This window comes from Pseudomonas abyssi (assembly GCF_003444685.1).
Classification (GTDB): domain Bacteria; phylum Pseudomonadota; class Gammaproteobacteria; order Pseudomonadales; family Pseudomonadaceae; genus Halopseudomonas; species Halopseudomonas abyssi.
This window is the reverse complement of the sequence record NZ_LMAZ01000001.1, coordinates 676,607-699,453: the sequence shown is the minus strand read 5'-3', so window position 1 is coordinate 699,453 and position 22,847 is coordinate 676,607. Positions and strand designations below refer to the sequence as shown.

Genomic DNA, 22,847 nt, shown 5'->3' with positions numbered 1-22,847 from the left:
CTTCTTGTTATGCGCGCCAGGCAGGCCCTACAAAGCTGTTGCAGGCGTCTATCACCAGCTGTGTGTCCACTCCAGCATAGATGGGCAGACTCAGAACCGTATCAGCCAAGGTTTCGGTCAGCGGCAAAGGGCCGTGCCCAAGACCGGCATAGGCGCCCTGGCGATGAGGCGGTATCGGATAGTGAATGAGGCTGCCAACACCTGCCGCAGCCAGATGCTGCTGCAAGCGGTCGCGCTGCTGGCAGCGCACCACATACAGATGCCAGGCGTGCTCATTCAACGAACCCTGCGGCGGGAGCAACGCCGGATTGACGATACCCTGTCGATAGGCCAGCGCCGCATCTCGGCGCCCTTGCAGCTCCTGCTCAAGCGCAGCCAGCTTGATACGCAGTATCGCAGCCTGCAGCTCATCCATGCGACTGTTGCAGCCCTGCATCGGGCAGACATATTTCTCGCTGGAGCCATAGTTGGCCAGCGTGCGCACCACCTCCGCCACGCGCTCGTCCGACGTCAGCACCGCGCCGGCATCCCCCATCGCCCCCAGCACCTTGCCGGGATAGAAACTGAATCCGGCGGCATCACCCCAGCTACCCGCGCGACGGCCATCCAGCGCGGCGCCGTGGGCCTGAGCGGCATCTTCCAGTACCAGCAGGCCGTTTTCGCGCGCCAGCGCCATCAGTGCAGGCATATCAACCAGTTGACCGTACAGATGCACGGCAATGATCGCCCGGCTGCGCACGCTCAGCGCCTTGAGCACGCCATCGACGCTGATGTTGAACGATGCAGCGTCTGGCTCCACCAGCACAGGCACCAGCCCATTGGCGCTGACTGCGAGCACCGTGGCGATATAGGTGTTAGCCGGCAATATGACCTCGTCACCATCGCGCAAGAGCCCCAGCTCTTTCCAGGCACGGAGTACCAGGGTCAGGGCGTCCAGCCCGTTAGCGACCCCCACCGCTCGGCTCACGCCGCAGTAGGCTGCAAATTCGCGCTCGAAGCCGGCAACTTCTTCGCCAAGCAGGTAATAACCCGACGCCATCACCCGCTCCATAGCCTGTTGAATGGCCGGCAGAAAGGGAGCGTTGAGTCGCCGAAGATCAAGAAAGGGAACGCGTAGCTCGGCCATCAGACAGGGCGACCCGAGGCAAGACGCACGCGCACGGCAAGATTCGCCAGTAGCTCGGCTGGCAGTTGCTCGCCCACCTCATTGAGCCCGGCGATCAGCGCATCGCTGTAGTCCAGCATCATCGAATTAGGCAGGGTTTTCAGGAAGAACCCCTTGCTTTCAATAACCTCAAAGCCACCCGCCTGAAGGTCGGCAGTCAGGCCCGCAAGATCATAAACCCGCTGATGCCCCACCACCTTGTCGCGCGCACTCAGGGTATCGAGCTCCGGTTGCAACCCCATCAGTACCGCCAGACGGCGATGCAGGGATTCACGATTGGGCACAACGATGATCATCTCAGAGTCAGGCCCCATCCAGCCGGCCATGTGCTTAAGCAGGCTGACCGGGTCATCGACGTGCTCAAGCACGTGCAGAGCCAGTACCCGGTCGTAAGGCTGGTCAACGTGATGCTGCTCGAAAAGCTGATGCAGAACGTCAACCCGGGGCTGCTCAGCGCGCACTTTGCGCACCAGACTTTCCGCGCCCTCAAGCACGCGATAGTGCTCAACCAGAGGACTCAGGCGCGCCAGGGTAATGCCATCGCCATAGCCCAGCTCCAGCACATTGCGCGCGCCCTGCAGATGTCCGGCGATCCAGTCACAGCAATAATGCTGACAGGCCGTCTCGATAAAGCGGTCGGGCACGTCCTCGCTCAGATGGTAACTCTGCGCAATCTGCTCAAGGCTTTGCAGTGAGTCGCTCATGACTTACTCCCGCTCCGGGCCAACTTCAGCCCCTGGATGATCTGATCATTAAAGGAAGACACGCCCATGCCCAGCAGGCCGGCGGTCAGTTCCACGCCCGGCCAGTCGGCAGCGGTCTGGCGTAATAGCGCGGTGTAGTCCAGCAGCGACTGGTCAGGGAAAGGCAAGGCACCGTCCGCCTGAATGCGGCGCAACAGGCGAAAATCCTCGGCATCCTCAACAACACCCAATGCGACCAGCTCCTGGCTGACACACTGCAGTAAACCCGCATCATCCTGATCAGAGTACAGCTGCGCCGCATAGGTCGGATTGAACTCGACCGTGACACGGCAAACCGGCGCCTCAGTGCCGGCAGCCACGTCCTGGTTGCTCAGCCGATAGGTTGCCCGTTCTGCGTCCAGCACCAGCAAACAGCTATCGAGCTGACGCAGCTTTTCGCGCTCAATCAGGCCAAACAGAATACAGACCGACGCTCCCTTGGGCGGCGCGTGGTCAACTCCCAGCAACTCGCCGGCCCGCCCCTGCGCCAGCCCCATAACAACCCTCGGGGCAACCCACTGCTGGCCGTCGCCCGTGGTGATGGACAACCCCTGGGCAGCAGGCGCCAACGACTGCACGTTATCATCCACAACCTGGACACCAGCCTCGCGCATTGCCTGCAGCAGCTCTCGAACCAGAGCACCGGTAAAGCCCTCACGAGCCGCGCGGAAGGGGTATTCCGGCAAACCTGAAACATCACCCCGTACCGCGGCCTGCAGTGTCTGCGGGTAATACAGCGGTAACCAGGCCAGCCGATGCCAGGGCGCAAGAATGTCTCGCGTGGAGCGATAGGTAATCTTGTTGGCCAGCAACTCGAAGAGCGCGTGCAAAGGCTCACCGTGATTTGCCAGGGAAGCCTCGGCATAACCGACACCCTGATAGTCGGGGGCCAGCTTGCGGGACGCGTGCAACGGCCCCGGATCGGGCAGCGCCAGCAGGGCCTGAGCAAGATCTGCGCGACGCTCGCTGGAGGCGAAGTAATCGAGCCGATTGGCAATCACAAAGTCCGGGTGACGCTGGCCGTCCAGGTATACCGACGGCGTCGGCACCGGGACCGTGTCCACCAGTTGTTCGACGTATTCGCTGACCAGCCGAGCAAAGCGCGCGCAGTCGTTGCGCTGCTCCGGGTGGTAACTGTCGACATCCAGCGCCTGCTCACCGCGCTCAACCTGCTCGAACAGCACCATGCCGATATCAAAGTCATGGTTCTCCACCCGCATACCGGTGAAGTGTGCGCCGGGGCGCTTGCCATCGCTTAGCATGACAACCGACTGGCCCTGTGCAGCCAGCTCCCGCGCAGCGACCATTAACGCGAGATTGTTGCCCAATAAAATAACATCAGCTGCGTTTGGCATTGGCATAGATCTCCGAGCCGAATTCCGGTAAGCGCCGACACAGCTTGAACAACCCCTCAAGGTGCGCCTCGGTCAGCACCCCCTGCTCGCACAGCTGCTGCATCTGTGCATGGGTAAAGGGCTTGATGAAGAAACTGCCACTGTCCTGCACGACAAAGCCGGCAGATTCGAGCAGCGTCGTGAGCGACGCCTGACAGAAGGTGCTGTGCTGCTGCATTCGCGCCTGGGTTGCCGAGCGCTCGAACGGGTCGGCAATCAGGCCCATCTCGACCGCCAGCAAGCGGTGCAGTGAGTAGGCATTCGGCACGTTGACGTGCACCAGCGTCTCGGCGTGGCACAGCGCGCGTACCGCTGAAAGCAGCCTCTGCGGGTTCTCGACCTCGTGCAGCAGGCTGCTGACGATAATCATGTCCGGTTTTTGCTCGATCTGGTCAACCGCCTCTTCCAGCCGTTGCTCAATGATCCGCACCCGCCCGTCATCACCAGCCAGTTGGCGAGCATGGGCAGCAAACTCACTGGCCGGTTCAACCACGGTGAAGGAGCTAAACGGCTCTACCTCGCAGAACAATGGGCGCAAGCCACAGCCCACTTCCAGCACATGCTCGGGCGCGCGAGCGGCCAGTTGCTCGAGTACCACGCGCCGGCGGTAGCTAAGCTGCGTCGCCTCAAAGGGCAAGGCATGATATTCCTGCTGATACTGCTGCAAGTCACGGCTCAAGGATCTTCTCCAGTCTGAATTTCAATGATGCCTCGCAGCCCAGGCCGCGCTTGAAACGAATCAGCCCCTGATTCGCCTGCCCCTCCTCACTGGCCGTGCCAATGTCCAGCAAGGCAACGCCCTTATGCTGACAGTCGCTGTAGATGGCATCCGCCAGCAAGGTGACAGGACTGTAACCAGAGAACTGGGCATCGTCTCCCCAATAAAAAACGTAAAGTACGGCAGGCGACACCTGCAGACACAGCGCCGCAGCAGCGAGGGTGTCGCCGGCATGACAGCCGTACAGCAGCACCTGAGCCGGGAACAGTGTCTGCATCTCGGACAGCTGCGGTAGCGTCATGGTCATGGGGTAGCCCTTGCTCTGCCGATTGCGCTGGATTAGCTCGTAGACTTCAGCCAGCGAGCTGGCGTCCATCGGCCCTGCGCTGAACCCGTCACGCACACACTTGTTCAAGCGTTTACGGTTGGCATAATTCAGCCGCTGCGACAGCGGACGCTCATCTACGCTGATGGCGTAGTTCACATCACAGAGGGTTTCGCTAAAGCCCAACGAGCGCAGCACAAAGTGTTGCTCGGCCACCCGCTCGTCAGCATGCGCGGCCGGCGGCAACAGCAACTCCAGGCGGCGGATGCCCTGCTGCTGCAAAAAGCGCGTCACCTCCAGCAAAAAGGCCTCCAGCTCGGGCAGCGCCACGTCCTCAAAAAAACTGACAGCACCAAAGGTGCCGCGCCGTGGCGAGCGAACCTGCGCCGTTGCAACCTCGCTGACATGCAGACACATGGCGACCCGGCCCTTGAGCATCCACTGAAAGTAGAACGCGCACTCAGGCGCATGCAGCCGAAAGAACGCTTCGGAGTTGAACAGCCGATCCTGCGGCTGCGGCTCGAACCGATTGACGCTTAACACGGCCGCGCTCCAGTTATGCCTTTACATCGCCCGATCATCTACCAACAATCCCTGAGTGTGTACAAACAACACCGCACCTGACCAAAACCTGACGCCAGGCGCTCGATTCCGTATAGGAGGCAATTATCTTGCCAGCCAGCCAGCACCCCAGCCCCCTCAAACTTCTGATCACCGGCGGCGCCGGTTTTATCGGCTCTGCGGTCATCCGCACCCTGATTACCAGTACAGCGCATCAGGTGCTGAACGTCGACAAACTGACGTACGCAGGCAACCCGGAGTCGCTGGCGCCGGTCGAGCAGTCACCCCGCTACCGCTTTGCCCGCCAGGATATCGGCGATCAGACGGCCATGAGCGCGCTGCTGCACGACTTTCAACCGGATATTGTCATGCACCTGGCCGCCGAATCGCATGTTGACCGTTCCATCGACGGGCCGCGCGAATTCATCCAGACCAACATCGTCGGCACCTACAGCCTGCTGGAAGCCTGCCGCGAATACTGGCTGAGCCTGCCAGCCGAGCGCCGCGCGACCTTTCGCTTTCATCATGTGTCTACCGACGAGGTGTACGGTGACCTTGAGGGCGAACACGATCTCTTTACCGAGACCACCGCCTACGCCCCCAGCTCGCCCTACTCTGCCAGCAAGGCGGCGTCAGATCACCTGGTCCGCGCCTGGCAGCGCACCTTTGGCCTGCCTGTGGTGGTGACCAACTGCTCCAACAACTACGGGCCTTATCACTTTCCGGAAAAGCTGATTCCGCACATGATCCTCAACGCCCTGCAAGGCAAACCGCTGCCGGTCTACGGTGACGGCGGCCAGGTGCGCGACTGGCTGTACGTCGAGGATCACGCCCGCGCCCTGATCGAGGTGGCCACGCGGGGCGCCGTGGGGGAGACCTACAACATTGGCGGGCACAACGAAAAACGCAATATCGAGGTCGTCGACACCCTGTGCCAATTGCTCGACGAACTGGCGGCGGATGAGCGCCCGGCAGGGCTTGCCAGCTACCGCGAGCTGATCACCTTCGTCAAGGATCGGCCGGGGCACGACCGCCGCTACGCCATTGATGCGTCAAAAATACAGCGCGAACTCGGCTGGACACCGCAGGAGACCTTTGAAAGCGGCATTCGCAAGACCGTGGAATGGTATTTGCTTAACCGCCCGTGGTGGCAGAACGTGCTCAGCGGCAGTTATCAGTTGGGGCGCTTGGGCCATACTCAGGACTGATTCCAACAACAGGATGCGATCATGAAAGGCATCATACTGGCCGGCGGCTCCGGCACGCGCTTGCACCCGATTACCCGCGGCATCTCCAAGCAGCTGCTGCCGATCTACGACAAGCCGATGATCTATTACCCGCTGTCGGTGCTGATGCTGGCCGGCATCCGTGAGATTCTGATCATCTCCACCCCGCATGACCTGCCCAACTTTCGCAGCCTGCTGGGCGATGGCAGCGACTTTGGTATTCACCTCAGCTACGCCGAGCAACCTTCTCCCGACGGGCTGGCCCAGGCCTTTCTGATCGGTGAGGAGTTCATCGGTGACAGCAACGTGTGCCTGATTCTGGGCGACAACATCTTCTACGGCTACGGCTTCAGCGCCATGCTCAACGAAGCGGCCCAGCGCCGCAGCGGCGCCACCGTGTTCGGCTACCACGTGAGCGACCCTGAACGCTTTGGTGTGGTCGAATTTGATGAGCAGGGCATGGCGGTATCGATTGAAGAAAAGCCGGCCCAGCCCAAATCCAATTACGCCGTCACCGGCCTGTATTTCTATGACAACGACGTGATCGAGATCGCCCGCGGCATCAAACCATCCGCCCGGGGCGAACTGGAAATCACCGACGTGAACATGGCGTATCTGGAGCGCGGCGACCTCAACGTCAGCCTGCTGGGGCGCGGCTTCGCCTGGCTGGACACCGGCACCCACGACTCGCTGATGGACGCCAGCTCCTTTGTGCAGACCATCGAGGCGCGGCAGGGCCTGAAAGTTGCCTGCCTGGAGGAAATTGCCTACCGTCAGGGCTGGCTCAGCGCCGAGGCTCTGCGCGCCGAGGCCAGCGCCCTGAGCAAAACGGGCTACGGCCAGTACCTGTTGCGTCTGCTGCAGCAGGACGGCAAGCCATGAAGGTACGCGAAACCGCCCTGCCCGGCGTGCTGATCCTGGAGCCTCGGGTGTTCGGCGACAGCCGAGGCTTCTTTATTGAAACCTTTCAGACCGAGCGCTACGCAGCGCTGGGCATTACCCAGCCCTTTGTGCAGGACAATCACTCCCGCTCGGCACGCGGAGTGCTGCGTGGCCTGCATTTCCAGCGCAGCCGTCCGCAGGGCAAGCTGGTACGCGTCAGCCGCGGCTGCGTGTTCGACGTGGTACTGGATATCAACCCGGACTCACCGACCTGCGGGCAGCACGCCTCGGCCATTCTCTCAGACGACAACCACCTGCAGATGTGGGTACCGCCGGGCTACGCCCATGGCTTTTGCGTGCTCAGCGAGATAGCCGACTTCGAGTACAAATGCACTGACTACTACCAGCCGCAGGACGAAGGCGGTGTGCTGTGGAATGATCCGGCCCTGGCAATCGACTGGCCCGTCAGCGAGCCAAAGCTGTCTGACAAAGACCGCCAGAACCCCACACTGCAAACCCTGCTGGAAGGTAGCCAGAGCTGATGCGCGTACTCGTCACCGGTGCCAGCGGGCAGGTCGGCCATGCCCTGCTGGCCTGCCAGCCGCAAGGCGTCGAATGCCTGGCACCCGGCTCCCGTGAACTCGACCTGAGCCAGCCACAGCAGATCAGCCAGCTGCTTGGCCAATGGCGTCCCGAGCTGATCATCAACGCCGCTGCCTACACCGCCGTTGACCGCGCCGAGAGCGAGCCCGAACACGCTTTTGCCGTCAACGCCGGCGCCGTCGAGCATCTGAGCGCAGCGGCCGGCGCCATCGGCGCACGGCTGTTTCAGCTGTCTACCGACTATGTCTTCGCTGGTGACACCAGCGCCCCACTGGCAGAAGACGCCCCCTGCAAGCCGCTTAACGTTTACGGCACCAGCAAGCTGGCGGGCGAACAGGCGGCACTGGCCCTGGGTGAGCAGGCGCTGGTGCTGCGCACCAGCTGGGTGTTCGGCGTACACGGCAACAACTTTGTCAAAACCATGCTGCGCCTCGGCGCCGAGCGCCAGCAGCTGGGCATCGTCTGCGATCAGACCGGGGGGCCGACACCCGCGCAGGCCATCGCCCAAACCCTGTGGAAACTGGCAGATCTGCCCGACGCTCACGGGGTTTTCCATTACAGCGGCAACCCGCCCTGCAGCTGGTACGACTTTGCCCAACGCATCTTCGCCAACGCGGTGCAGCTGGGCCTGCTCAAGCAGGCGCCCAAGCTCACACCGTTGACTACCGCCGAGTATCCCACCGCTGCGCAGCGCCCTGCATCAACGGTTCTGGACTGCACTCGCCTGCAACGCGAATGCGGTATCGCCCAACCCGACTGGACCTGCGCGCTGACCTCCTGCCTGCAACAGATGACAACCCCGTGAAGATCGCCTGAACGGCGCTCCGGTGACACGTCGCTGTCATCTGTCTGGGGTTAGCTGGTGTCGATTCTGACCTGCGCGCCATCGGCGTGCGCTGACCGACTGACACCGAGGTGCCCATGTACGCTGAGAAAGCCGTTATTCGCGTGCACCGTGACTTGAAGGTGCACACCTGGTTCTACCCCAATCCCGAGACCGAGGCGACCATCATCCTGGTCAATGGCTCACTGGCCACCGCCGCCTCCTTCGGCCAGACCCTGCGCTACCTGCAGCCACTGTTCAACGTGGTCCTGTTTGACCAGCCCTACAGCGGCCACTCGCGAGCCCACAACCCCAACCTGCCGCTGCTTGGCAAGGAAGACGAAGCACTGATTTTGCTGGATCTGATCGAGCACTTTCGCGCCGATCATCTGATGTCCTTTTCCTGGGGCGGCGTCGCGGCGATGCTGGCCTTGGCGCAGCGCCCTGCGCGGATTCGCCGGGCTTTGGTGACCTCCTTTGCGCCGGTGCTCAACCCGGCCATGCAAGATTATCTCGCGCGCGGCAAGACCCATCTGGCCACCTGCAACCGCCAGGCGATCGGCGAGCTAATCAACGAGACCATTGGCGAGCATCTACCGTCGCTCTACAAGCGCTGCAACTTCCGTCATGTCAGCAGTCTGGACGAACACGAGTACGGCCAGATGCTGTTTCATATCCGCCAGGTGCTGGAGCTGGACGCCGGTCAGTACATGCGCTGCGTGCGCAACATCGACATTCCATTGTTGTTTATCAACGGCGAGTGGGACAGGTACACCGGACCGGCAGACGCACGGCATTTTGCCGACCTGGCGCCCAACGCCGCGTTCATCGGCATTGCCCACACCGGTCACTTTCTGGATATGGAACACAAGACCGCCTGGCAGGACATGCGCGCGGCTGTCGAGCGTTTTGTGCTGCAAGCACCAGCAACCAGCAGCCAGCAACGTCTGGCGCTGGCAGGCTGACAATAAAAAACCCCGGCGAGAGCGCCGGGGTTCTTCTGCAACCAGCAGAGCGTTACGGATTCATCGAATCGAAAACGGTCTTCTCATCCGCTGCTGCCTGCGCACGCAGACCGATCAACTGTTTGATCTTGCGATGCGGGAAGACGTAGAACTGGTCCTCTTCCACCGCCTTGACCGTCATCTCGGCAATATCAGACGCCTGAATCCGGCCTTTCTGAATCGCCGCCTTGGTCAGCTCGGCACGCTTGAGCGCGGTTTCGCTCAGCTCAACGGTATCACCCTTGTCTGCCGGGCGGTTACGCGCCGACTCGTGAATACCGGTGGGGAAGAACGCCGGGCAAAGGCAGGTCACACCGACATTGGCACCGGCGTCACGCAGGTCCAGCGCCAGAGTTTCGGACAGCGCCACCACCGAGTGCTTGGTCACGTTGTACACCGACATGTTCGGCCCATTCACCCAACCCGCGGCCGAGGCGGTATTGACGATGTGGCCTTCGCCCTGGGCAATCATCATCGGAGTGAAGGTTTTCACGCCCCAGACCACGCCGTACAGGTTGACACCCATGACCCACTCCCAGTCATCAACGGTGTTTTCCCAGGCCGCACCGCCAACACTCACGCCAGCGTTATTGAACAGCACGTGAGCTGCGCCGAAGCGCGAGGTGCACAGCTCCGCCAGCGCCTGCAACTGCTCCAGCTTGGAGACATCCAGGCGCATGGTGGCCGTTTCGGTGCCCGGGCTTTGCGCCTCGACCAGGCGCAGGGTTTCCTGCATGCCGTTTTCGTCTACGTCGCCCAGCACCAGCTTCATGCCGCGTGCCGCGCAGCATAGCGCCAACTCACGTCCCAGACCGCTACCACCGCCGGTGATAACCGCCACCTTGCCCTGAAGTTGTTGCATGCGAGCCTCCTCCACTGTCTGCGTGATGGGCAGACTGGTTGATAATAAACAGGGTGAATATCATGCATCGCCAACTCCCTTCCTGCCAGTGCTATCGGTACGCTTGATCGACTGCCAGCAATCCGGTTTATGAACACCGGTTCATACCCTATAGTTAGGAAAGCACTGATTTAATTCCGCATGCCCTCTGGCGTTCAGGCTGGGCCGTAATCAAGGCGTGGTTTCGAAGGCATGTCGGGACCTATCGAGAAATCGCAGAGGGCGTGTGGAATTAATCAGTGCTTCCTTAACAAAGCCTGACTGCCCAAGGACGACTTTCATGCTTCGCGCTCTACTACTCTTTCTGCTGATGCTGACCAACGGCGTCGCTGCAGCCGCGCCCCTGCGCCTGAATACGGATATCTTTCCGCCCTATCAGATACGTGAGGGTGACCACCTGAGCGGCAGCTCGATCACGGCGCTGGCCTGCATCTTCGAGACCATGAACCTGCAGTACCAGATTCGCGTGCTGCCCTGGGAGCGCGCCATCCAAGAGGTCAGCGATGACAAGGCAGACGGTTTTTTTTCCGCTACCAGCATGAACAGGGCCAGCAGCTTTGCCACCCTGTCGGCGCCGCTGGCACTGGAAAAATGGTTTTGGTACAGCAACCAGCCCGTGCCACTGAACGCCGATGGCGGACGCGCGCCGCTCCGTGTCGCGGGTATCCGAGGCAGCAACGAGGCTAACTGGCTGCAGCAGCAAGGCTACCGCGTGGAGCCGCTGGTGAGCAGCACCAGCCAACTGCTGCAACTGCTGCAGCGCGGCCGCATTGACGCCTTCCTCGCGGACCAGCAAACCCTGCGCATTGAACTGACCCGCCAACCGACCGTACTGCGTCCAAGGCATGCGCGATTTCAGCGCTACACCACGCTCGGCGTTTATTTCTCCAACCGTTATCTTGCACGTCACCCAGGCTTTCTTGATCAGTTCAACCAGCAGGTATTCGGCTGCCTGCCGGAAATCGGTGTACTACAGGCCGATGAGCGCGAGCGTTTGCAGCAGCTGTATGCAGAGCTATTCAGCCCTTGGAAACAGGAACCGCGCCTGATCGATGCCGTCATACAGCACAACAGCCAGCACAACCAGCTCAGCATGCCGCAGATCCACGCCCGCGATCAGCAGTGGCAACAGGAGCAGGCGAACGGCAGCGGGCCGCTGATCGACAGTGTGCTCAACAACGCGGTCGCCGACTGGCTGCGCGCGCGCCAGGCAGAACATGAAGGCCTGATCAGTGAAATACTGCTGACCGACCAGCAGGGGCTGAACGTCGCCGTCAGCAACCTGACCACCGACTACTGGCAAGGCGATGAGGCCAAGTTTGCCGAGCCCTTTTTTGCCACTACCGACCGCCCCTACATGGGGCAGTTGGCGTACGATCAGTCAACCCAGCGTTATCAGGTCCATATCAGCACCAGCGTTCGCCACCCACAAACCAGCGCTATCATTGGTGTACTGATCATTGGTCTTGATATCGAGCGAGCGCTGCACATGGAAAACCTCAACGGAGGCCACTGATTTTGAAATACCCGCTTAGCCTACCAATGGTGGCCCTGCTGTCCGCATGCGCAGTTGCTCCACTGCCACCGCTGGACAACGCGCACGCCCGCGTTAGCCTGAAGACCGAAGCTGCCAACCGGGTACAGGCCTCTCGCCTGGACGGTGAGCCGGTACGTGGCCTGCAGTTCCCCGACCTGAAGCTTGGCGAGCACCGCCTCGAGGTGCGGCTGTTTTTCGAGGTGCCCGGCGGCGGCGGCGACGTCAGTGGCAGCTTCAGCACGGGCGAGCGGCGCTGCATTCTTGCCGTCGAGTATCCCGACTTTGCAGCAGGGCAGCACTATCAGTTCCATGCCTCACGACGGGGCTGGGGGCCTGCCGGCTGGCTGCTGGATGCCAGCGGCAAAAAGCTGGCAACCGCACGCGAGGTGCGCTGCGGCCCGGGCGTTTGACCGCAGCAGCCCGTGTTCAGGCTTCTCCAGCCTTGGCCCAACCCTGCTGACGCCACTGAACGAGCCACTGCAGCTCCGCAGCCTCAGCCGCAACCGCCGGTCGGTACTCAGCCGCCAGCCAACCCTCATAGCCCGCCTGACGTAGTGCGTTTAACGCCGCCTCAAAATCCATCTCACCACTGCCGGGCGCCCCGCGACCGGGCACATCGGCAAACTGCACATGCCCGATGCGCCCGGCCAGCACAGCGACCGAGGCCGGCAACGCTTCACCCATGCGCGCCATATGGTAGAAGTCCAACTGCGCGCTGCAGTTGGGGTGATCCACCTCGGCGATCAGCTCGGCCAACTCGGTTGAACCCGAGATCAGAAAGCCTTCGATATCCAGCCGGTTGATTGCCTCGCAGCACACGCCGATCCCGAGCTCAGCGAAGGCATCGGCGGTGCGCCGCAGGTTGGCAACCAGACAGTCCAGTGCGCTGGCGCGCCCAACACCCTCGGCCTGGCGCCCGGGCAACACGTTGACCCGCTGGGGGCGCGCCTCGGCAGCGTAGCTCAGTGCCTGGGCCAGGGCCGCATCAAACTCGGCCTGGCGCGCCGGCACAGCAGCGAGCCCTGGCCCGCCCTGGACAAAGTCGCCCGCCGGCAGGTTGATCAGCACCAGCGGCAGCTCTGCGGCAGCCAGCGCAGACGCCAGCTGTTTAGCTGGCGTGTCATAGGGAAACTGGATCTCGACCCCGTCAAAGCCCGCTTGCCGGGCAGCGGCAACACGCTCTGTCAGGGACAGTTCAGGAAACAACAACGATAAATTGGCAGCCAGGGGCCAGCTCATGGCCTGTCCTCCGCAGAAATGGTCGGCCAGTATAGGAGATGCGCCAGCCGATAAAGCAAAACACACTGCTTCGCCCGGGCCGCTTTTTTCACTACACTTTGCACACGCCTCGCTCGAGTGGACCTCGGGCCCGAGTCATCCGCTATTGAACCGGAGAAAACCATGTCCTCACGCTCCCGCCCTACGGCGCTGCTGGCCGGCCTGTGCCTGTCTGTCGCTACCCTGTTCGCTGCCAGTGTCCAGGCCGAGACCACCACCCTGCGGGTCTCCGCCATCCCTGATGAAGCGCCCACCGAACTGCAGCGCAAATTCGAGCCGCTGGGCCAATACCTGGAAGCCGAGCTGGGCATGCCGGTGGTCTTTCAGCCGGTGTCCGACTACGCCGGCGTCGTAGAAGCGCTGGCCGCCAAGCGGCTGGATCTGGCATGGCTTGGCGGTTTTACCTTCGTACAGGCCAAGTTGCGCACCGGCAACGCCATACCGCTGGTACAACGCGCGCAGGATGAGGTCTTTACCAGCACCTTTATCACCGCTGACCCGAGCGTGCAGAACCACGCCGACCTGGAAGGCAAGAGCTTTGCCTTCGGCTCCGTGTCATCGACCTCCGGCCACCTGATGCCGCGCTATTTCCTGCAGCAGGACGGCATCGACCCTGATACCTTCTTCAGCCGTGTCGGTTTTTCCGGCGCCCACGACGCGACCGTGGCCTGGGTAGAATCAGGCAAGGTCGACGCCGGTGTGCTCAACTCGTCGGTCTGGGACAAGCTGCTGGAAGAAAACAAAGTCGACACCGACAAGGTGCGTGTCTACAGCACCACGCCAACCTACTATGACTACAACTGGACCGTACGCGGGGACCTGGAGCCGGAGCTGGTAGAGCGCATCAAGGCTGCTTTCCTGGCGCTGGACCCGGAAAACCCCGAGCACAAGGCCATCCTCGACCTGCAGCGCGCGTCTCGCTTTATCCCCACCGCGGCCGAGAACTACGAGGGCATCGAGCAAGCCGCCCGCGCTGCCGGCCTGCTGGAGTGAGTCTGCGCCTGTCTGGGGTGAGTTATGCTCACCCCAACGGGCAGAGCGCGCTGCAAGCGATTGATCTACAGGTGGCAGCAGGTGAACAGCTGGCAATCATCGGCCCCTCCGGGGCAGGTAAAACCACCCTGCTGCGCCTGCTGAGCACCAGCCTGCAGCCAGTCAGTGGCAGCATCAGCCTGCTGGACCAGCAGCCCGCCCGCCTCTCCGGCCGCGGCCTGCGCAGGCTGCGCAGTCGCATCGGCCTGATCCATCAGAGCCCGCCCCTGCCCCCGCGCCAGCGGGTGGTGACAGCGGTGCTGGCCGGGCGGTTGGGCCAATGGTCGCTGCTGCGCGCACTGCTCTCGCTGTGTTATCCCGTCGACGCCGCCGGCGCCCGACAGGAGCTGGCGCGCCTTGACCTGGCCGACAAACTGTTTCAGCGCTGCGATCAGCTCTCAGGCGGTCAACTCCAGCGTGTCGGCATTGCCCGTACCCTCTACCAGCAACCCGATCTCTTGCTCGCCGACGAACCGGTATCAGCCATGGACCCGGTCTTGGCCGACCACACCCTGGGCCTGCTCGGTGCAGTGGCGCGCGAGCGCGGCATCCCGCTGGTAGCCAGCCTGCATGCGGTCGATCTGGCCCTGCGTCACTTCCCCCGAGTACTTGGCCTACGCGATGGCCGCGTGCTGTTCGACAAGGCCAGCGGCGAGGTCAGCCAGGCCGACCTGGCTGCCCTGTACGCCAACGATAGTTTGGCCAGCGCCGCGCCAACCTCACACAGCCAGGCCGGCGCACTGCGCCCCGGGCGCTGCTGAGCCAGCCGATGATCCGACAAAGCAGCCAATGGCAGTCACGCGATCCGGCCGCTCTCCCGCGAGCGTTGATCACCCTGCTGCTGATCGCTTTGCTGTGGCCGGGGCTGCAGCTCGCCGAGTTTCGGCCGCAGGTGCTGTTCAACAGCCAAAACCTGGACACCATGGGGCGCTTTCTTGCCGGGTTCTGGCCGCCGGCGCGCGATGCGGACTTTCTGCGCCTGCTCGGCAAGGCCACGCTGGAGACGCTGGCCATGGCAACCGCCGGGATGACACTGGCACTGCTGCTGGCCATCCCAGCGGCGCTACTCGCCACCCGCGCCCTCTCCGTCTCACGCCTGCTCAGTGACCGCGCAGGCGTACTCGGGCAGTTCTTGCGCTACCCGGTGCGCCTACTCTTGATGGTGCTGCGCAGCATTCCGGAGATTGTCTGGGCACTGCTGTTTGTGCGTGCGGTCGGCCTCGGCCCAACGGCCGGGGTACTGGCCATTGCCATCACCTACAGCGGCATGCTCGGCAAGGTGTACGCCGAGATACTGGAGTCGGTTGATCCGGCACCTGCCCGCGCCCTGCTGTTGGCTGGCAGCTCGCGCCTGTCCGCCTTTTTCTATGGTCTGCTGCCGAACGCGGCACAGGAGCTGACGTCCTACACCCTGTACCGCTGGGAGTGCGCGGTGCGCGCCTCGGTGGTCATGGGCTTTGTCGGCGCAGGCGGCCTTGGCCAGATGATCGACCTGTCCCTGCGTATGTTCGCCGGCGGCGAAGTCGCCAGCATCCTGATAACCTTTCTTCTGCTGGTCCTGCTGGCCGACCAGATCAGCCTGCAGCTGCGGCGGAGGCTGGCATGAAGCGCGCCGGCGGAAACCTTTTCATTCTGTGCCTGCTGCTGGTAGCCATTGCCGCGTCGTTCATCTGGCTGCAGCTGGATCTCAGCGCGCTACTGACCGCCGACGGTCGCCGTCAGATGCACGACTACGCCGCCGCCTTTTTCCCGCCGGACACCAGCCCGGCCTGGCTACTCAAGCTGTGGCGAGGCGCACTTGAGACGCTGGCCATCTCCGCCATCGGCACGTTGTTGGCGGCCCTGTTCGGGGCACTGCTCAGTCTGCTGGCTGCCGGGCGCATGGGCGCAGCCGCGCGCGTCGTCTGTCGGCTGCTGCTCAATGCACTGCGCTCAGTCCCCGAGCTGGTCTGGGCCGCGCTGATGGTATTGGCCGCCGGCCTGGGGCCCTTTGCCGGCACGCTGGCATTGGCGCTACACACCACCGGCGTGCTGGGCCGGCTGTTTGCCGAAGCGCTGGAAAACACCCCATCGGCGCCAGCGCAGGCGCTGCGCGAGGCTGGCAGCGGGCGCGTGGCTGCCTTTGTCTACGGCACCCTACCCGGGGTTCTACCCCAGTGGCTGTCCTACACGCTGTATCGCTGGGAAAACAACATCCGCATGGCGGCGGTACTTGGTTTTGTTGGCGCCGGCGGGCTGGGACAGATGCTGCACGTCACCCTCAGCCTGTTCCAGCAATCCAAGGCTGCCAGCGTGATCTTGGCGATGCTGGCAATGGTGTTGCTGGTGGATGCGTTGAGCGGCTGGATCCGCGCCAGATTGAGATAACGGCGGGTAAAACAGCCGCTGGAGGATAAGCGCTTCAGGGGTAACCCCCCGCAAGCGCAGGATGTAACTCAGGCTGGCCGCGGGCAATCAAGCCGCTCGTTCCTGCACCAGCACCCAGGGCCGGATCACCACCGCCCACAAGGTGTCGGGCTGACGCTCGGCCCAGTCCGCCGCCTGCGCGTCGCTGGCCACCTGCAACTGCCCGGCGTCCATCCAGCCTTTGATACGTTCACTGTTGTCTTCCATCATGGCTGCCGCTACCGCCACCAGATCCAGCTGCGCTGCAACAGCAAGCAGATCGCCACGCGCAAAGTGCGGCTCCAGCACGCTCCATTCAATCTGAGCGGTGGCGCCAAGAATGGCCGCGTAGGCCTCATCCGAGACTGTCATTGCCGTAAACCTCCCCATTAATTCGGGCCGAAGCATACAAGGGAAGCCCGGACCGACGCCACAGTGCCCAAACCATGCGCCCCTGGCCACAGGCGCAAATTCGCCGGAAAACACGGTTGTGAGCGCGAACATGTCGCTATACAGACAGAATGTTGCAGTTTGCGGACACAAAACCGGTTTGTGCAACACCCGCTTTCCCTGCCGCCTCGGCGGTTGCTAAACTGCGCCGGTACAGTTCCACGCAGCGTTTGCATTCTCTAGCAAAGAAGTACGAGCCAACACGACTTCGGAATAACAACACAAGCGAGCAGATGACATGAAAATGGCACACAAAAAAGCACTTTCCCAGATGATCGCCGCAGCAGCCCTGGCCGGCGCCAGCACCTGCGCACTGGCAGCCGACACCATCAAGATTGCCCTGGCCGGCCCGGTCACCGGCCCGGTCGCCCAGTACGGCGACATGCAGTTTATCGGCGCCAAGATGGCCATTGAGCAGATCAACAAGGCTGGCGGCGTGAACGGCAGCCAGCTCGAAGGGGTTGTGTTTGACGACGCCTGCGACCCGAAACAGGCCGTCGCGGTTGCCAACCGCATCGTCAACGAAGGCATCAGCTTTGTCGTTGGTCACCTCTGCTCCAGCTCCACCCAGCCCGCTTCCGACATTTATGAGGAAGAAGGCATTCTGATGATCACCGCAGCGTCCACCAGCCCGGAAATCACCGAGCGCGGCTACCAGATGATCTTCCGCACCATTGGTCTGGACAGCCTGCAAGGCCCGACCGCCGGTAACTACATCGCCCAGCAGGTCAAACCCAGCAAGGTCGCCGTCATCCACGACAAGCAGCAGTACGGTGAAGGCATCGCCACCGCGGTGCGCGACGTCCTGACTGAAGCCGGCATCGAAGTACCGGTATTTGAAGGCATCACTGCTGGCGACAAGGACTTCTCGGCGCTGATCGCCAAGCTGCGTCAGGAAGGCGTTGATTTCGTCTATTACGGCGGCTACCACCCGGAGCTGGGCCTGATTCTGCGTCAGGCTGCCGAGCAGGGTCTGGACGTTGGCTTCATGGGCCCGGAAGGCGTCGGCAACACCGACATCTCCGCCATCGCCGGCGAAGCCTCCGAAGGTCTGCTGGTTACCCTGCCCAAGGCATTCGATCAGGATCCGGCCAACGCGCACCTGGTTGAAGCCTTCCAGGCCAAGAACGAAGACCCGTCCGGCGCCTTCGTCTTCCCGGCCTACGCTGCCGTCCAGGTCATCGCCGACGGTATCAAGCTGGCGGACAGCACCGACACCGAAGCCGTCGCCGAGGCCCTGCGCAGCAACAGCTTCGAGACCCCGACAGGCACCCTGGCCTTCGACGAGAAGGGCGACCTGAAAGACTTCAACTTTGTCGTCTATGAATGGCACGCCGACGCCACCAAGACCGCAATGACCGAGTAAGCAAGACCACCCAGGGCCTGTCCAACCTCCGTTGGCAGGCCCTTTTATTTGCTGCCCGCGCGGCGGCAATAGTCCCCCAGCATTATTGGTGTCATGGCCATGCCAGAGTCCCTCTATTACTTTATTCAGCAGCTGATCAACGGCCTGACCGTGGGCAGTACCTATGCCCTGATCGCCATTGGTTACACCATGGTGTACGGCATTATCGGCATGATCAATTTCGCCCACGGCGAGATTTACATGATCGGCAGCTATATCGCCTTTATTGTCATCGCCGCGCTGGCGATGTTCGGGATCGAATCGGTGCCCCTGATGATAGTCGCAGCCTTTGCCATCAGCATGATGGTGACCAGTGCCTACGGCTACAGCATCGAGCGTGTTGCCTACCGCCCGTTGCGTGGCGGCAACCGCCTGATTCCGCTGATTTCCGCTATCGGCATGTCGATCTTCCTGCAGAACCTGGTGCGCATTGCGCAGGGCTCGCGCGACATTGCCATGCCCACCATGATCTCCGGCGGCGTTGATATCGGCCCGCACGAGGGCTTCCACGCCACGCTGTCGTACATGCAGATGATCATCTTTGTCGTCACGCTGATCACCATGTTCGGCCTGACGCTGTTCATTTCCCGTTCGCGCATGGGCCGTGCCTGTCGCGCCTGCGCCGAAGACCTGAAGATGACCAACCTGCTGGGCATCAATACCAACGGCATTATCGCCCTGACCTTTGTCATTGGCGCCGCACTGGCGGCCATTGCCGGCGTACTGCTGGGCATGTACTACGGCGTGATCAACCCCTACATCGGCTTTATGGCCGGCCTCAAGGCCTTCACCGCTGCCGTACTGGGTGGCATCGGCAGCATCCCCGGCGCGGTACTCGGCGGCCTGCTGCTGGGCGTGACCGAAGCCATCACCGCGGGCTACTTCAGCTCCGAATACAAGGACGTTGTGGCCTTTGCCCTATTGATTCTGATTCTGTTATTCCGCCCCAGCGGTATCCTCGGCCGTCCGGAGGTGGAGAAAGTATGATGCGCGCCAATATCAAGCCGGCGATCATCTCCGCAGTGGTGGTCGCCGTCCTCGCCGGCCTGCTGCTGGGCATTCGCCTGGACCAGCAAGGCACCACACTGTCGCTGGTCGGTGCCGGGCCGGATGTGTACTGGAAAATCGGCGCCGCCGCCGTCTTCCTGTTTTTCTTCAACCTGTTCCGCGACCAGCTCAGCGCACTCTGGAAAGGCCTCCCGGGCCTGCCCAAAGCGCCGCAAAAGTTGGTTGAAGTAAGCCACAAGCCGGCGCTGCGCCGGCTGTTCTGGTGCTTCATGATCGCCGCAGCGATCATCTGGCCCTTCCTGTCCAATCGTGGCGGCACGGACCTCGGCACCTTGGTGCTGATCTATGTGATGCTGGGTCTGGGCCTGAACATCGTTGTGGGTCTGGCCGGCCTGCTCGATCTGGGCTACGTCGGTTTTTACGCCGTCGGCGCCTACGGCTATGCGTTGATGGCGATGTATTTCGACGTCGGCTTCTGGACCGGGCTGCTGATCGCCGGCCTGCTGGCGGCGCTGTTCGGCTTTCTGCTGGGCTTTCCGGTGCTACGCCTGCGTGGCGACTACCTGGCCATCGTGACCCTGGGCTTTGGCGAGATCATTCGCATCCTGCTCAATAACATGACCTGGTTGACCAACGGCCCCAACGGCATCGGCGGCATCCCCAAGCCAACCCTGTTCGGCCTGGAATTCAGCCGCCGTGCCAGCGAGGGCATGCAGAGCTTCCACGAATTTGTGGGCATCAGCTACAGCTCGGAACACCGCATTATTTTCCTGTATCTGCTGGCCCTGTTGCTGGTGCTGATTACCCTGTTCGTCATCAACCGCCTGCTGCGCATGCCCATTGGTCGCGCCTGGGAAGCGCTGCGCGAGGATGAAATTGCCTGCCGTGCGCTGGGTATCAACCCCACTGCAGTCAAGCTCAGCGCCTTTACCATTGGCGCGACCTTCGCCGGATTTGCCGGCTGCTTCTTCGCTGCGCGCCAGGGCTTTATCAGCCCTGAATCCTTTACCTTTATCGAGTCGGCCATCATCCTCGCCATCGTGGTGCTGGGTGGCATGGGTTCGCAGGTCGGGGTGATCCTGGCGGCGATCATCATGACCATCCTGCCGGAAATGGCCCGCGAGTTTGATGAGTACCGCATGCTGCTGTTCGGCCTGATGATGGTGCTGATGATGATCTGGCGCCCCCAGGGTCTGCTGCCGATGAGCCGTCCGCACTTGGAGTTACGTACATGAGCCGCCCCCTTCTGGATGTATCGGGCCTGACCATGCGCTTTGGCGGCCTGCTGGCCGTGGACGGCGTGCACCTGAGTGTCGAGCCCGGACAAATCGTTTCGATGATCGGCCCCAACGGCGCCGGCAAGACCACGGTATTCAACTGCCTGACCGGCTTCTATAAGCCGAGTGGCGGCAAGATCCTCTTTGACGGCCGCGAGATTCAAGGCATGCCGGGCTTCAAGGTGGCCCGCCGCGGCATGATCCGCACCTTTCAGCACGTGCGTCTGTTCAAGGAAATGACGGTGGTGGAGAACCTGCTGGTTGCCCAGCACCAGCACATGAATACCAATCTGCTGGCCGGCCTGTTCAAGACCCCGGGCTACCGGCGCAGTGAGCAGGAAGCGCTGGAGCGCGCCGCCTACTGGCTGGACCGGGTTGACCTGCACGCCTTTGCCAACCGCCCCGCCAACACCCTGGCTTACGGGCAACAGCGACGCCTGGAGATTGCCCGCTGCATGGTGACCCAGCCCAAACTGCTGATGCTGGACGAGCCGGCCGCGGGCCTCAACCCGCGAGAAACCGACGACCTCAAGGAGCTGATCAGCGAGCTGCGCGACCAGCACCAGATCACCGTGCTGCTGATCGAGCACGACATGAAGCTGGTCATGAGCATTTCTGACCGCATTGTGGTGATCAACCAGGGGCGCCCCCTGGCCGCCGGCACCCCGGACGAGATCAAACAGAATCCGGACGTCATCAAAGCCTATCTGGGTGAAACCTGAGGATCGCCTGACATGCTGTACATGAAGAACGTATCAACCCACTACGGCAAGATTCAGGCGCTGCATGAGGTCAACCTGGAGGTCCAGCGCGGCGAGATTGTTACCCTGATCGGGGCCAACGGCGCCGGTAAGACGACCCTGCTGATGACGCTATGTGGTGACCCGCGGGCAACCACCGGCAGCATTCGCTATGAAGGCGAAGAGCTGACCGGCCTGACCACCGCCCAGATCATGCGCAAGGACATTGCCATCGTCCCAGAGGGCCGCCGCGTATTCTCGCGCCTGACCGTGGAAGAGAACCTGGTCATGGGTGGCTTTTTCAGCGACAAGGAAACCCGCCAGGTACAGCTGGACCGGGTGCTCACCCTGTTCCCGCGATTGAAGGAGCGCTTTGCCCAGCGCGCCGGCACTATGTCCGGCGGCGAGCAGCAAATGCTGGCGATCGGTCGAGCATTGATGAGCAAACCAAGACTGCTGCTGCTGGACGAACCCTCACTCGGCCTGGCGCCCATCATCATTCAGCAGATCTTCGACATCATCGAGCAACTGCGCCAGCAGGGCGTGACCGTGTTTCTGGTTGAGCAAAATGCCAACCAGGCACTCAAGCTGGCTGATCGCGGCTACGTGATGGAGCACGGCCATATCGTGCTGGAAGACAGCGGTGAAGCGCTGCTGGCCAACCCCGAGGTGCGCAAGGCCTATCTCGGCGGCTGATTGCTCGCCTGCCGGCCTCGATAGGCGCAGCCGCTGCGCTGCTCGCCGTCCACGACCAGGGTGGCGCGCATGTGAAAGTAGTCGCCACTGACCGGCTCCTGACAGGCCTGCGGGTACAACCACAGTTGCACCCGGTGGGCCGGCAGCGAGGCCGCATTCAAGGAGCCGTCGGGCAGGTACTCAATCATCACCGAGTCCGTCGCCACCCTCTCCCCCTGCTCACTGCGATTGAGCCCGCGACCGTCCAGGGTTGCCTGCCAGCCCGGCTTGTAGCTCAGCGCTACCCACTGAGCGTCGGCGCCAGTCAGGTCAGCGCAGCCACGGCCGTGCGACTGCATGCGCAGCACCTCGGCAGGCACCAGGGCATCACCCTGCCGCGCCATGAACTCGGCGAAGATAGCGGTCTGGCCTGGCTGCGCAGTCTGTGCCCACAAGCCATCCAGCGCCGCTGTCGCCTGAACCGGACGCATTTCGCGACTGCCGCACTCACGCAGCACATAGTCTGCCCCAGAGCGCTCCAGCAAGCCGCTGAAGCGCTGCTCCGGACCGGAAAAATACCCTTCGAATGCACTGCAGCCACTCAGCAACAGGGGCAGAGCCAATGCCATGGTGCTCCAACGAATACGCATCAATCTGTGAACTCCTTTAAATACCGCGTAAATCATGACATACGGCAGGTCACAAACGCACAAGC

Annotated in this window: 25 protein-coding genes; 16 read left to right on the top strand and 9 right to left on the bottom strand. The window is 62.3% G+C overall.

Annotated features, from left to right (window positions below):
* Positions 1-7: 7 nt before the first annotated feature.
* From ASB58_RS03270 to ASB58_RS03250, 5 genes are read right to left on the bottom strand one after another with little or no spacing between them, the layout of a single operon-like run.
* Positions 8-1,126, bottom strand: a complete 1,119-nt coding sequence (locus ASB58_RS03270) for a DegT/DnrJ/EryC1/StrS family aminotransferase (protein WP_118129323.1) — start codon at positions 1,124-1,126, stop codon at positions 8-10.
* Positions 1,126-1,869, bottom strand: a complete 744-nt coding sequence (locus ASB58_RS03265) for a class I SAM-dependent methyltransferase (protein ID WP_118129322.1) — start codon at positions 1,867-1,869, stop codon at positions 1,126-1,128. Before ASB58_RS03265 ends, ASB58_RS03270 begins: the two co-directional genes overlap by 1 nt.
* Entirely contained in the window at positions 1,866-3,263 is a 1,398-nt protein-coding gene (locus tag ASB58_RS03260; protein WP_147336786.1) for a hypothetical protein, read from the bottom strand. Before ASB58_RS03260 ends, ASB58_RS03265 begins: the two co-directional genes overlap by 4 nt.
* Positions 3,247-3,981: a class I SAM-dependent methyltransferase gene (locus tag ASB58_RS03255; RefSeq protein WP_118129320.1), complete on the bottom strand. Its 735-nt coding sequence runs from the start codon at positions 3,979-3,981 to the stop codon at positions 3,247-3,249. The genes ASB58_RS03260 and ASB58_RS03255 overlap by 17 nt, the downstream gene beginning before the upstream one ends.
* Positions 3,971-4,888 carry a GNAT family N-acetyltransferase gene (locus ASB58_RS03250; protein WP_118129319.1) on the bottom strand — a complete coding sequence of 306 codons (918 nt, stop codon included), beginning with the start codon at positions 4,886-4,888 and terminating at the stop codon, positions 3,971-3,973. Before ASB58_RS03250 ends, ASB58_RS03255 begins: the two co-directional genes overlap by 11 nt.
* Before the next feature lie 128 nt (positions 4,889-5,016).
* On the opposite strand from ASB58_RS03250, the gene rfbB reads away from it, so the two are divergent.
* From rfbB to ASB58_RS03225, 5 genes are all read left to right on the top strand, one after another.
* The gene (rfbB, locus tag ASB58_RS03245; RefSeq protein WP_235827179.1) at positions 5,017-6,114 is read left to right on the top strand and encodes a dTDP-glucose 4,6-dehydratase; all 1,098 of its coding nucleotides are present in this window, start codon (positions 5,017-5,019) and stop codon (positions 6,112-6,114) included.
* Between the two features lie 21 nt (positions 6,115-6,135).
* The gene (gene rfbA / locus ASB58_RS03240; protein WP_096003548.1) at positions 6,136-7,014 is read left to right on the top strand and encodes a glucose-1-phosphate thymidylyltransferase RfbA; all 879 of its coding nucleotides are present in this window, start codon (positions 6,136-6,138) and stop codon (positions 7,012-7,014) included.
* The gene (gene rfbC, locus ASB58_RS03235) at positions 7,011-7,556 is read left to right on the top strand and encodes a dTDP-4-dehydrorhamnose 3,5-epimerase (RefSeq protein WP_096003547.1); all 546 of its coding nucleotides are present in this window, start codon (positions 7,011-7,013) and stop codon (positions 7,554-7,556) included. Before rfbA ends, rfbC begins: the two co-directional genes overlap by 4 nt.
* Complete coding sequence (rfbD, locus tag ASB58_RS03230; RefSeq protein WP_118129318.1) at positions 7,556-8,422, top strand: dTDP-4-dehydrorhamnose reductase; 867 nt, start codon at positions 7,556-7,558, stop codon at positions 8,420-8,422. The genes rfbC and rfbD overlap by 1 nt, the downstream gene beginning before the upstream one ends.
* Before the next feature lie 116 nt (positions 8,423-8,538).
* A complete protein-coding gene (locus ASB58_RS03225; RefSeq protein ID WP_118129317.1) occupies positions 8,539-9,405 on the top strand; it encodes an alpha/beta fold hydrolase in 867 nt (288 codons plus the stop codon).
* Between the two features lie 52 nt (positions 9,406-9,457).
* Here the strand turns inward: ASB58_RS03225 and ASB58_RS03220 are convergent, their stop codons facing one another.
* A complete protein-coding gene (locus tag ASB58_RS03220) occupies positions 9,458-10,306 on the bottom strand; it encodes an SDR family NAD(P)-dependent oxidoreductase (RefSeq protein ID WP_118129316.1) in 849 nt (282 codons plus the stop codon).
* 319 nt (positions 10,307-10,625) lie between these two features.
* Between ASB58_RS03220 and ASB58_RS03215 the strand changes: the two genes are divergently transcribed.
* Positions 10,626-11,861 (top strand): substrate-binding periplasmic protein, encoded by a 1,236-nt coding sequence (locus tag ASB58_RS03215; protein ID WP_118129315.1) that lies wholly within the window; start codon positions 10,626-10,628, stop codon positions 11,859-11,861.
* A gap of 2 nt (positions 11,862-11,863) precedes the next feature.
* Positions 11,864-12,292, top strand: coding sequence for a PA0061/PA0062 family lipoprotein (locus ASB58_RS03210; RefSeq protein ID WP_147336785.1), 429 nt, complete (start codon positions 11,864-11,866; stop codon positions 12,290-12,292).
* A gap of 16 nt (positions 12,293-12,308) precedes the next feature.
* On the opposite strand, the gene ASB58_RS03205 is transcribed toward ASB58_RS03210, so the two are convergent.
* Complete coding sequence (locus ASB58_RS03205) at positions 12,309-13,121, bottom strand: hydroxypyruvate isomerase family protein (protein WP_118129313.1); 813 nt, start codon at positions 13,119-13,121, stop codon at positions 12,309-12,311.
* Between the two features lie 162 nt (positions 13,122-13,283).
* Between ASB58_RS03205 and ASB58_RS03200 the strand changes: the two genes are divergently transcribed.
* Genes ASB58_RS03200 through phnE (ASB58_RS03185) form a run of 4 tightly spaced genes read left to right on the top strand, consistent with a single transcriptional unit; the run spans position 13,284 to position 16,559 of the window.
* Positions 13,284-14,153 carry a putative selenate ABC transporter substrate-binding protein gene (locus ASB58_RS03200; RefSeq protein WP_118129312.1) on the top strand — a complete coding sequence of 290 codons (870 nt, stop codon included), beginning with the start codon at positions 13,284-13,286 and terminating at the stop codon, positions 14,151-14,153.
* Complete coding sequence (locus ASB58_RS03195; RefSeq protein ID WP_118129311.1) at positions 14,150-14,953, top strand: phosphonate ABC transporter ATP-binding protein; 804 nt, start codon at positions 14,150-14,152, stop codon at positions 14,951-14,953. The genes ASB58_RS03200 and ASB58_RS03195 overlap by 4 nt, the downstream gene beginning before the upstream one ends.
* Positions 14,954-14,961: 8 nt before the next feature.
* Entirely contained in the window at positions 14,962-15,798 is an 837-nt protein-coding gene (gene phnE / locus ASB58_RS03190) for a phosphonate ABC transporter, permease protein PhnE (protein ID WP_118129310.1), read from the top strand.
* Complete coding sequence (gene phnE, locus ASB58_RS03185) at positions 15,795-16,559, top strand: phosphonate ABC transporter, permease protein PhnE (protein WP_118129309.1); 765 nt, start codon at positions 15,795-15,797, stop codon at positions 16,557-16,559. The genes phnE (ASB58_RS03190) and phnE (ASB58_RS03185) overlap by 4 nt, the downstream gene beginning before the upstream one ends.
* An 87-nt stretch (positions 16,560-16,646) precedes the next feature.
* On the opposite strand, the gene ASB58_RS03180 is transcribed toward phnE (ASB58_RS03185), so the two are convergent.
* Positions 16,647-16,949: a DUF2288 domain-containing protein gene (locus ASB58_RS03180; RefSeq protein WP_202974582.1), complete on the bottom strand. Its 303-nt coding sequence runs from the start codon at positions 16,947-16,949 to the stop codon at positions 16,647-16,649.
* Between the two features lie 316 nt (positions 16,950-17,265).
* Between ASB58_RS03180 and ASB58_RS03175 the strand changes: the two genes are divergently transcribed.
* The 5 genes from ASB58_RS03175 to ASB58_RS03155 all read left to right on the top strand — a co-directional run bounded on the left by ASB58_RS03175 (position 17,266) and on the right by ASB58_RS03155 (position 22,153).
* Positions 17,266-18,393 (top strand): branched-chain amino acid ABC transporter substrate-binding protein, encoded by a 1,128-nt coding sequence (locus ASB58_RS03175; protein ID WP_096003535.1) that lies wholly within the window; start codon positions 17,266-17,268, stop codon positions 18,391-18,393.
* Between the two features lie 99 nt (positions 18,394-18,492).
* On the top strand, positions 18,493-19,419 hold the full coding sequence (gene livH, locus ASB58_RS03170; protein WP_118129984.1) for a high-affinity branched-chain amino acid ABC transporter permease LivH: 927 nt from the start codon (positions 18,493-18,495) through the stop codon (positions 19,417-19,419).
* Positions 19,419-20,675 (top strand): high-affinity branched-chain amino acid ABC transporter permease LivM, encoded by a 1,257-nt coding sequence (livM, locus tag ASB58_RS03165; RefSeq protein ID WP_118129983.1) that lies wholly within the window; start codon positions 19,419-19,421, stop codon positions 20,673-20,675. The genes livH and livM overlap by 1 nt, the downstream gene beginning before the upstream one ends.
* Positions 20,672-21,439: a high-affinity branched-chain amino acid ABC transporter ATP-binding protein LivG gene (gene livG, locus ASB58_RS03160; RefSeq protein ID WP_096003534.1), complete on the top strand. Its 768-nt coding sequence runs from the start codon at positions 20,672-20,674 to the stop codon at positions 21,437-21,439. The genes livM and livG overlap by 4 nt, the downstream gene beginning before the upstream one ends.
* A 12-nt stretch (positions 21,440-21,451) precedes the next feature.
* Complete coding sequence (locus tag ASB58_RS03155) at positions 21,452-22,153, top strand: ATP-binding cassette domain-containing protein (RefSeq protein WP_096003533.1); 702 nt, start codon at positions 21,452-21,454, stop codon at positions 22,151-22,153.
* On the opposite strand, the gene ASB58_RS03150 is transcribed toward ASB58_RS03155, so the two are convergent.
* Positions 22,138-22,782, bottom strand: coding sequence for a hypothetical protein (locus ASB58_RS03150; RefSeq protein WP_118129308.1), 645 nt, complete (start codon positions 22,780-22,782; stop codon positions 22,138-22,140). The two genes, ASB58_RS03155 and ASB58_RS03150, sit on opposite strands and share 16 nt — an antisense overlap.
* Positions 22,783-22,847 lie beyond the last annotated feature (65 nt).

Excerpts from the sequence above, each read along its gene's own strand:
- ASB58_RS03270 (WP_118129323.1), bottom strand. The coding sequence starts at position 1,126 with ATGGCCGAGCTACGCGTTCCCTTTCTTGATCTTCGGCGACTCAACGCT.
- ASB58_RS03265 (WP_118129322.1), bottom strand. The coding sequence starts at position 1,869 with ATGAGCGACTCACTGCAAAGCCTTGAGCAGATTGCGCAGAGTTACCAT.
- ASB58_RS03260 (WP_147336786.1), bottom strand. The coding sequence starts at position 3,263 with ATGCCAAACGCAGCTGATGTTATTTTATTGGGCAACAATCTCGCGTTA.
- rfbA (WP_096003548.1), top strand. The coding sequence starts at position 6,136 with ATGAAAGGCATCATACTGGCCGGCGGCTCCGGCACGCGCTTGCACCCG.
- rfbC (WP_096003547.1), top strand. The coding sequence starts at position 7,011 with ATGAAGGTACGCGAAACCGCCCTGCCCGGCGTGCTGATCCTGGAGCCT.
- rfbD (WP_118129318.1), top strand. The coding sequence starts at position 7,556 with ATGCGCGTACTCGTCACCGGTGCCAGCGGGCAGGTCGGCCATGCCCTG.
- ASB58_RS03225 (WP_118129317.1), top strand. The coding sequence starts at position 8,539 with ATGTACGCTGAGAAAGCCGTTATTCGCGTGCACCGTGACTTGAAGGTG.
- ASB58_RS03220 (WP_118129316.1), bottom strand. The coding sequence starts at position 10,306 with ATGCAACAACTTCAGGGCAAGGTGGCGGTTATCACCGGCGGTGGTAGC.
- ASB58_RS03215 (WP_118129315.1), top strand. The coding sequence starts at position 10,626 with ATGCTTCGCGCTCTACTACTCTTTCTGCTGATGCTGACCAACGGCGTC.
- ASB58_RS03205 (WP_118129313.1), bottom strand. The coding sequence starts at position 13,121 with ATGAGCTGGCCCCTGGCTGCCAATTTATCGTTGTTGTTTCCTGAACTG.
- ASB58_RS03200 (WP_118129312.1), top strand. The coding sequence starts at position 13,284 with ATGTCCTCACGCTCCCGCCCTACGGCGCTGCTGGCCGGCCTGTGCCTG.
- phnE (WP_118129310.1), top strand. The coding sequence starts at position 14,962 with ATGATCCGACAAAGCAGCCAATGGCAGTCACGCGATCCGGCCGCTCTC.
- phnE (WP_118129309.1), top strand. The coding sequence starts at position 15,795 with ATGAAGCGCGCCGGCGGAAACCTTTTCATTCTGTGCCTGCTGCTGGTA.
- ASB58_RS03180 (WP_202974582.1), bottom strand. The coding sequence starts at position 16,949 with ATGACAGTCTCGGATGAGGCCTACGCGGCCATTCTTGGCGCCACCGCT.
- ASB58_RS03175 (WP_096003535.1), top strand. The coding sequence starts at position 17,266 with ATGAAAATGGCACACAAAAAAGCACTTTCCCAGATGATCGCCGCAGCA.
- livH (WP_118129984.1), top strand. The coding sequence starts at position 18,493 with ATGCCAGAGTCCCTCTATTACTTTATTCAGCAGCTGATCAACGGCCTG.
- livM (WP_118129983.1), top strand. The coding sequence starts at position 19,419 with ATGCGCGCCAATATCAAGCCGGCGATCATCTCCGCAGTGGTGGTCGCC.
- livG (WP_096003534.1), top strand. The coding sequence starts at position 20,672 with ATGAGCCGCCCCCTTCTGGATGTATCGGGCCTGACCATGCGCTTTGGC.
- ASB58_RS03155 (WP_096003533.1), top strand. The coding sequence starts at position 21,452 with ATGCTGTACATGAAGAACGTATCAACCCACTACGGCAAGATTCAGGCG.
- ASB58_RS03150 (WP_118129308.1), bottom strand. The coding sequence starts at position 22,782 with ATGCGTATTCGTTGGAGCACCATGGCATTGGCTCTGCCCCTGTTGCTG.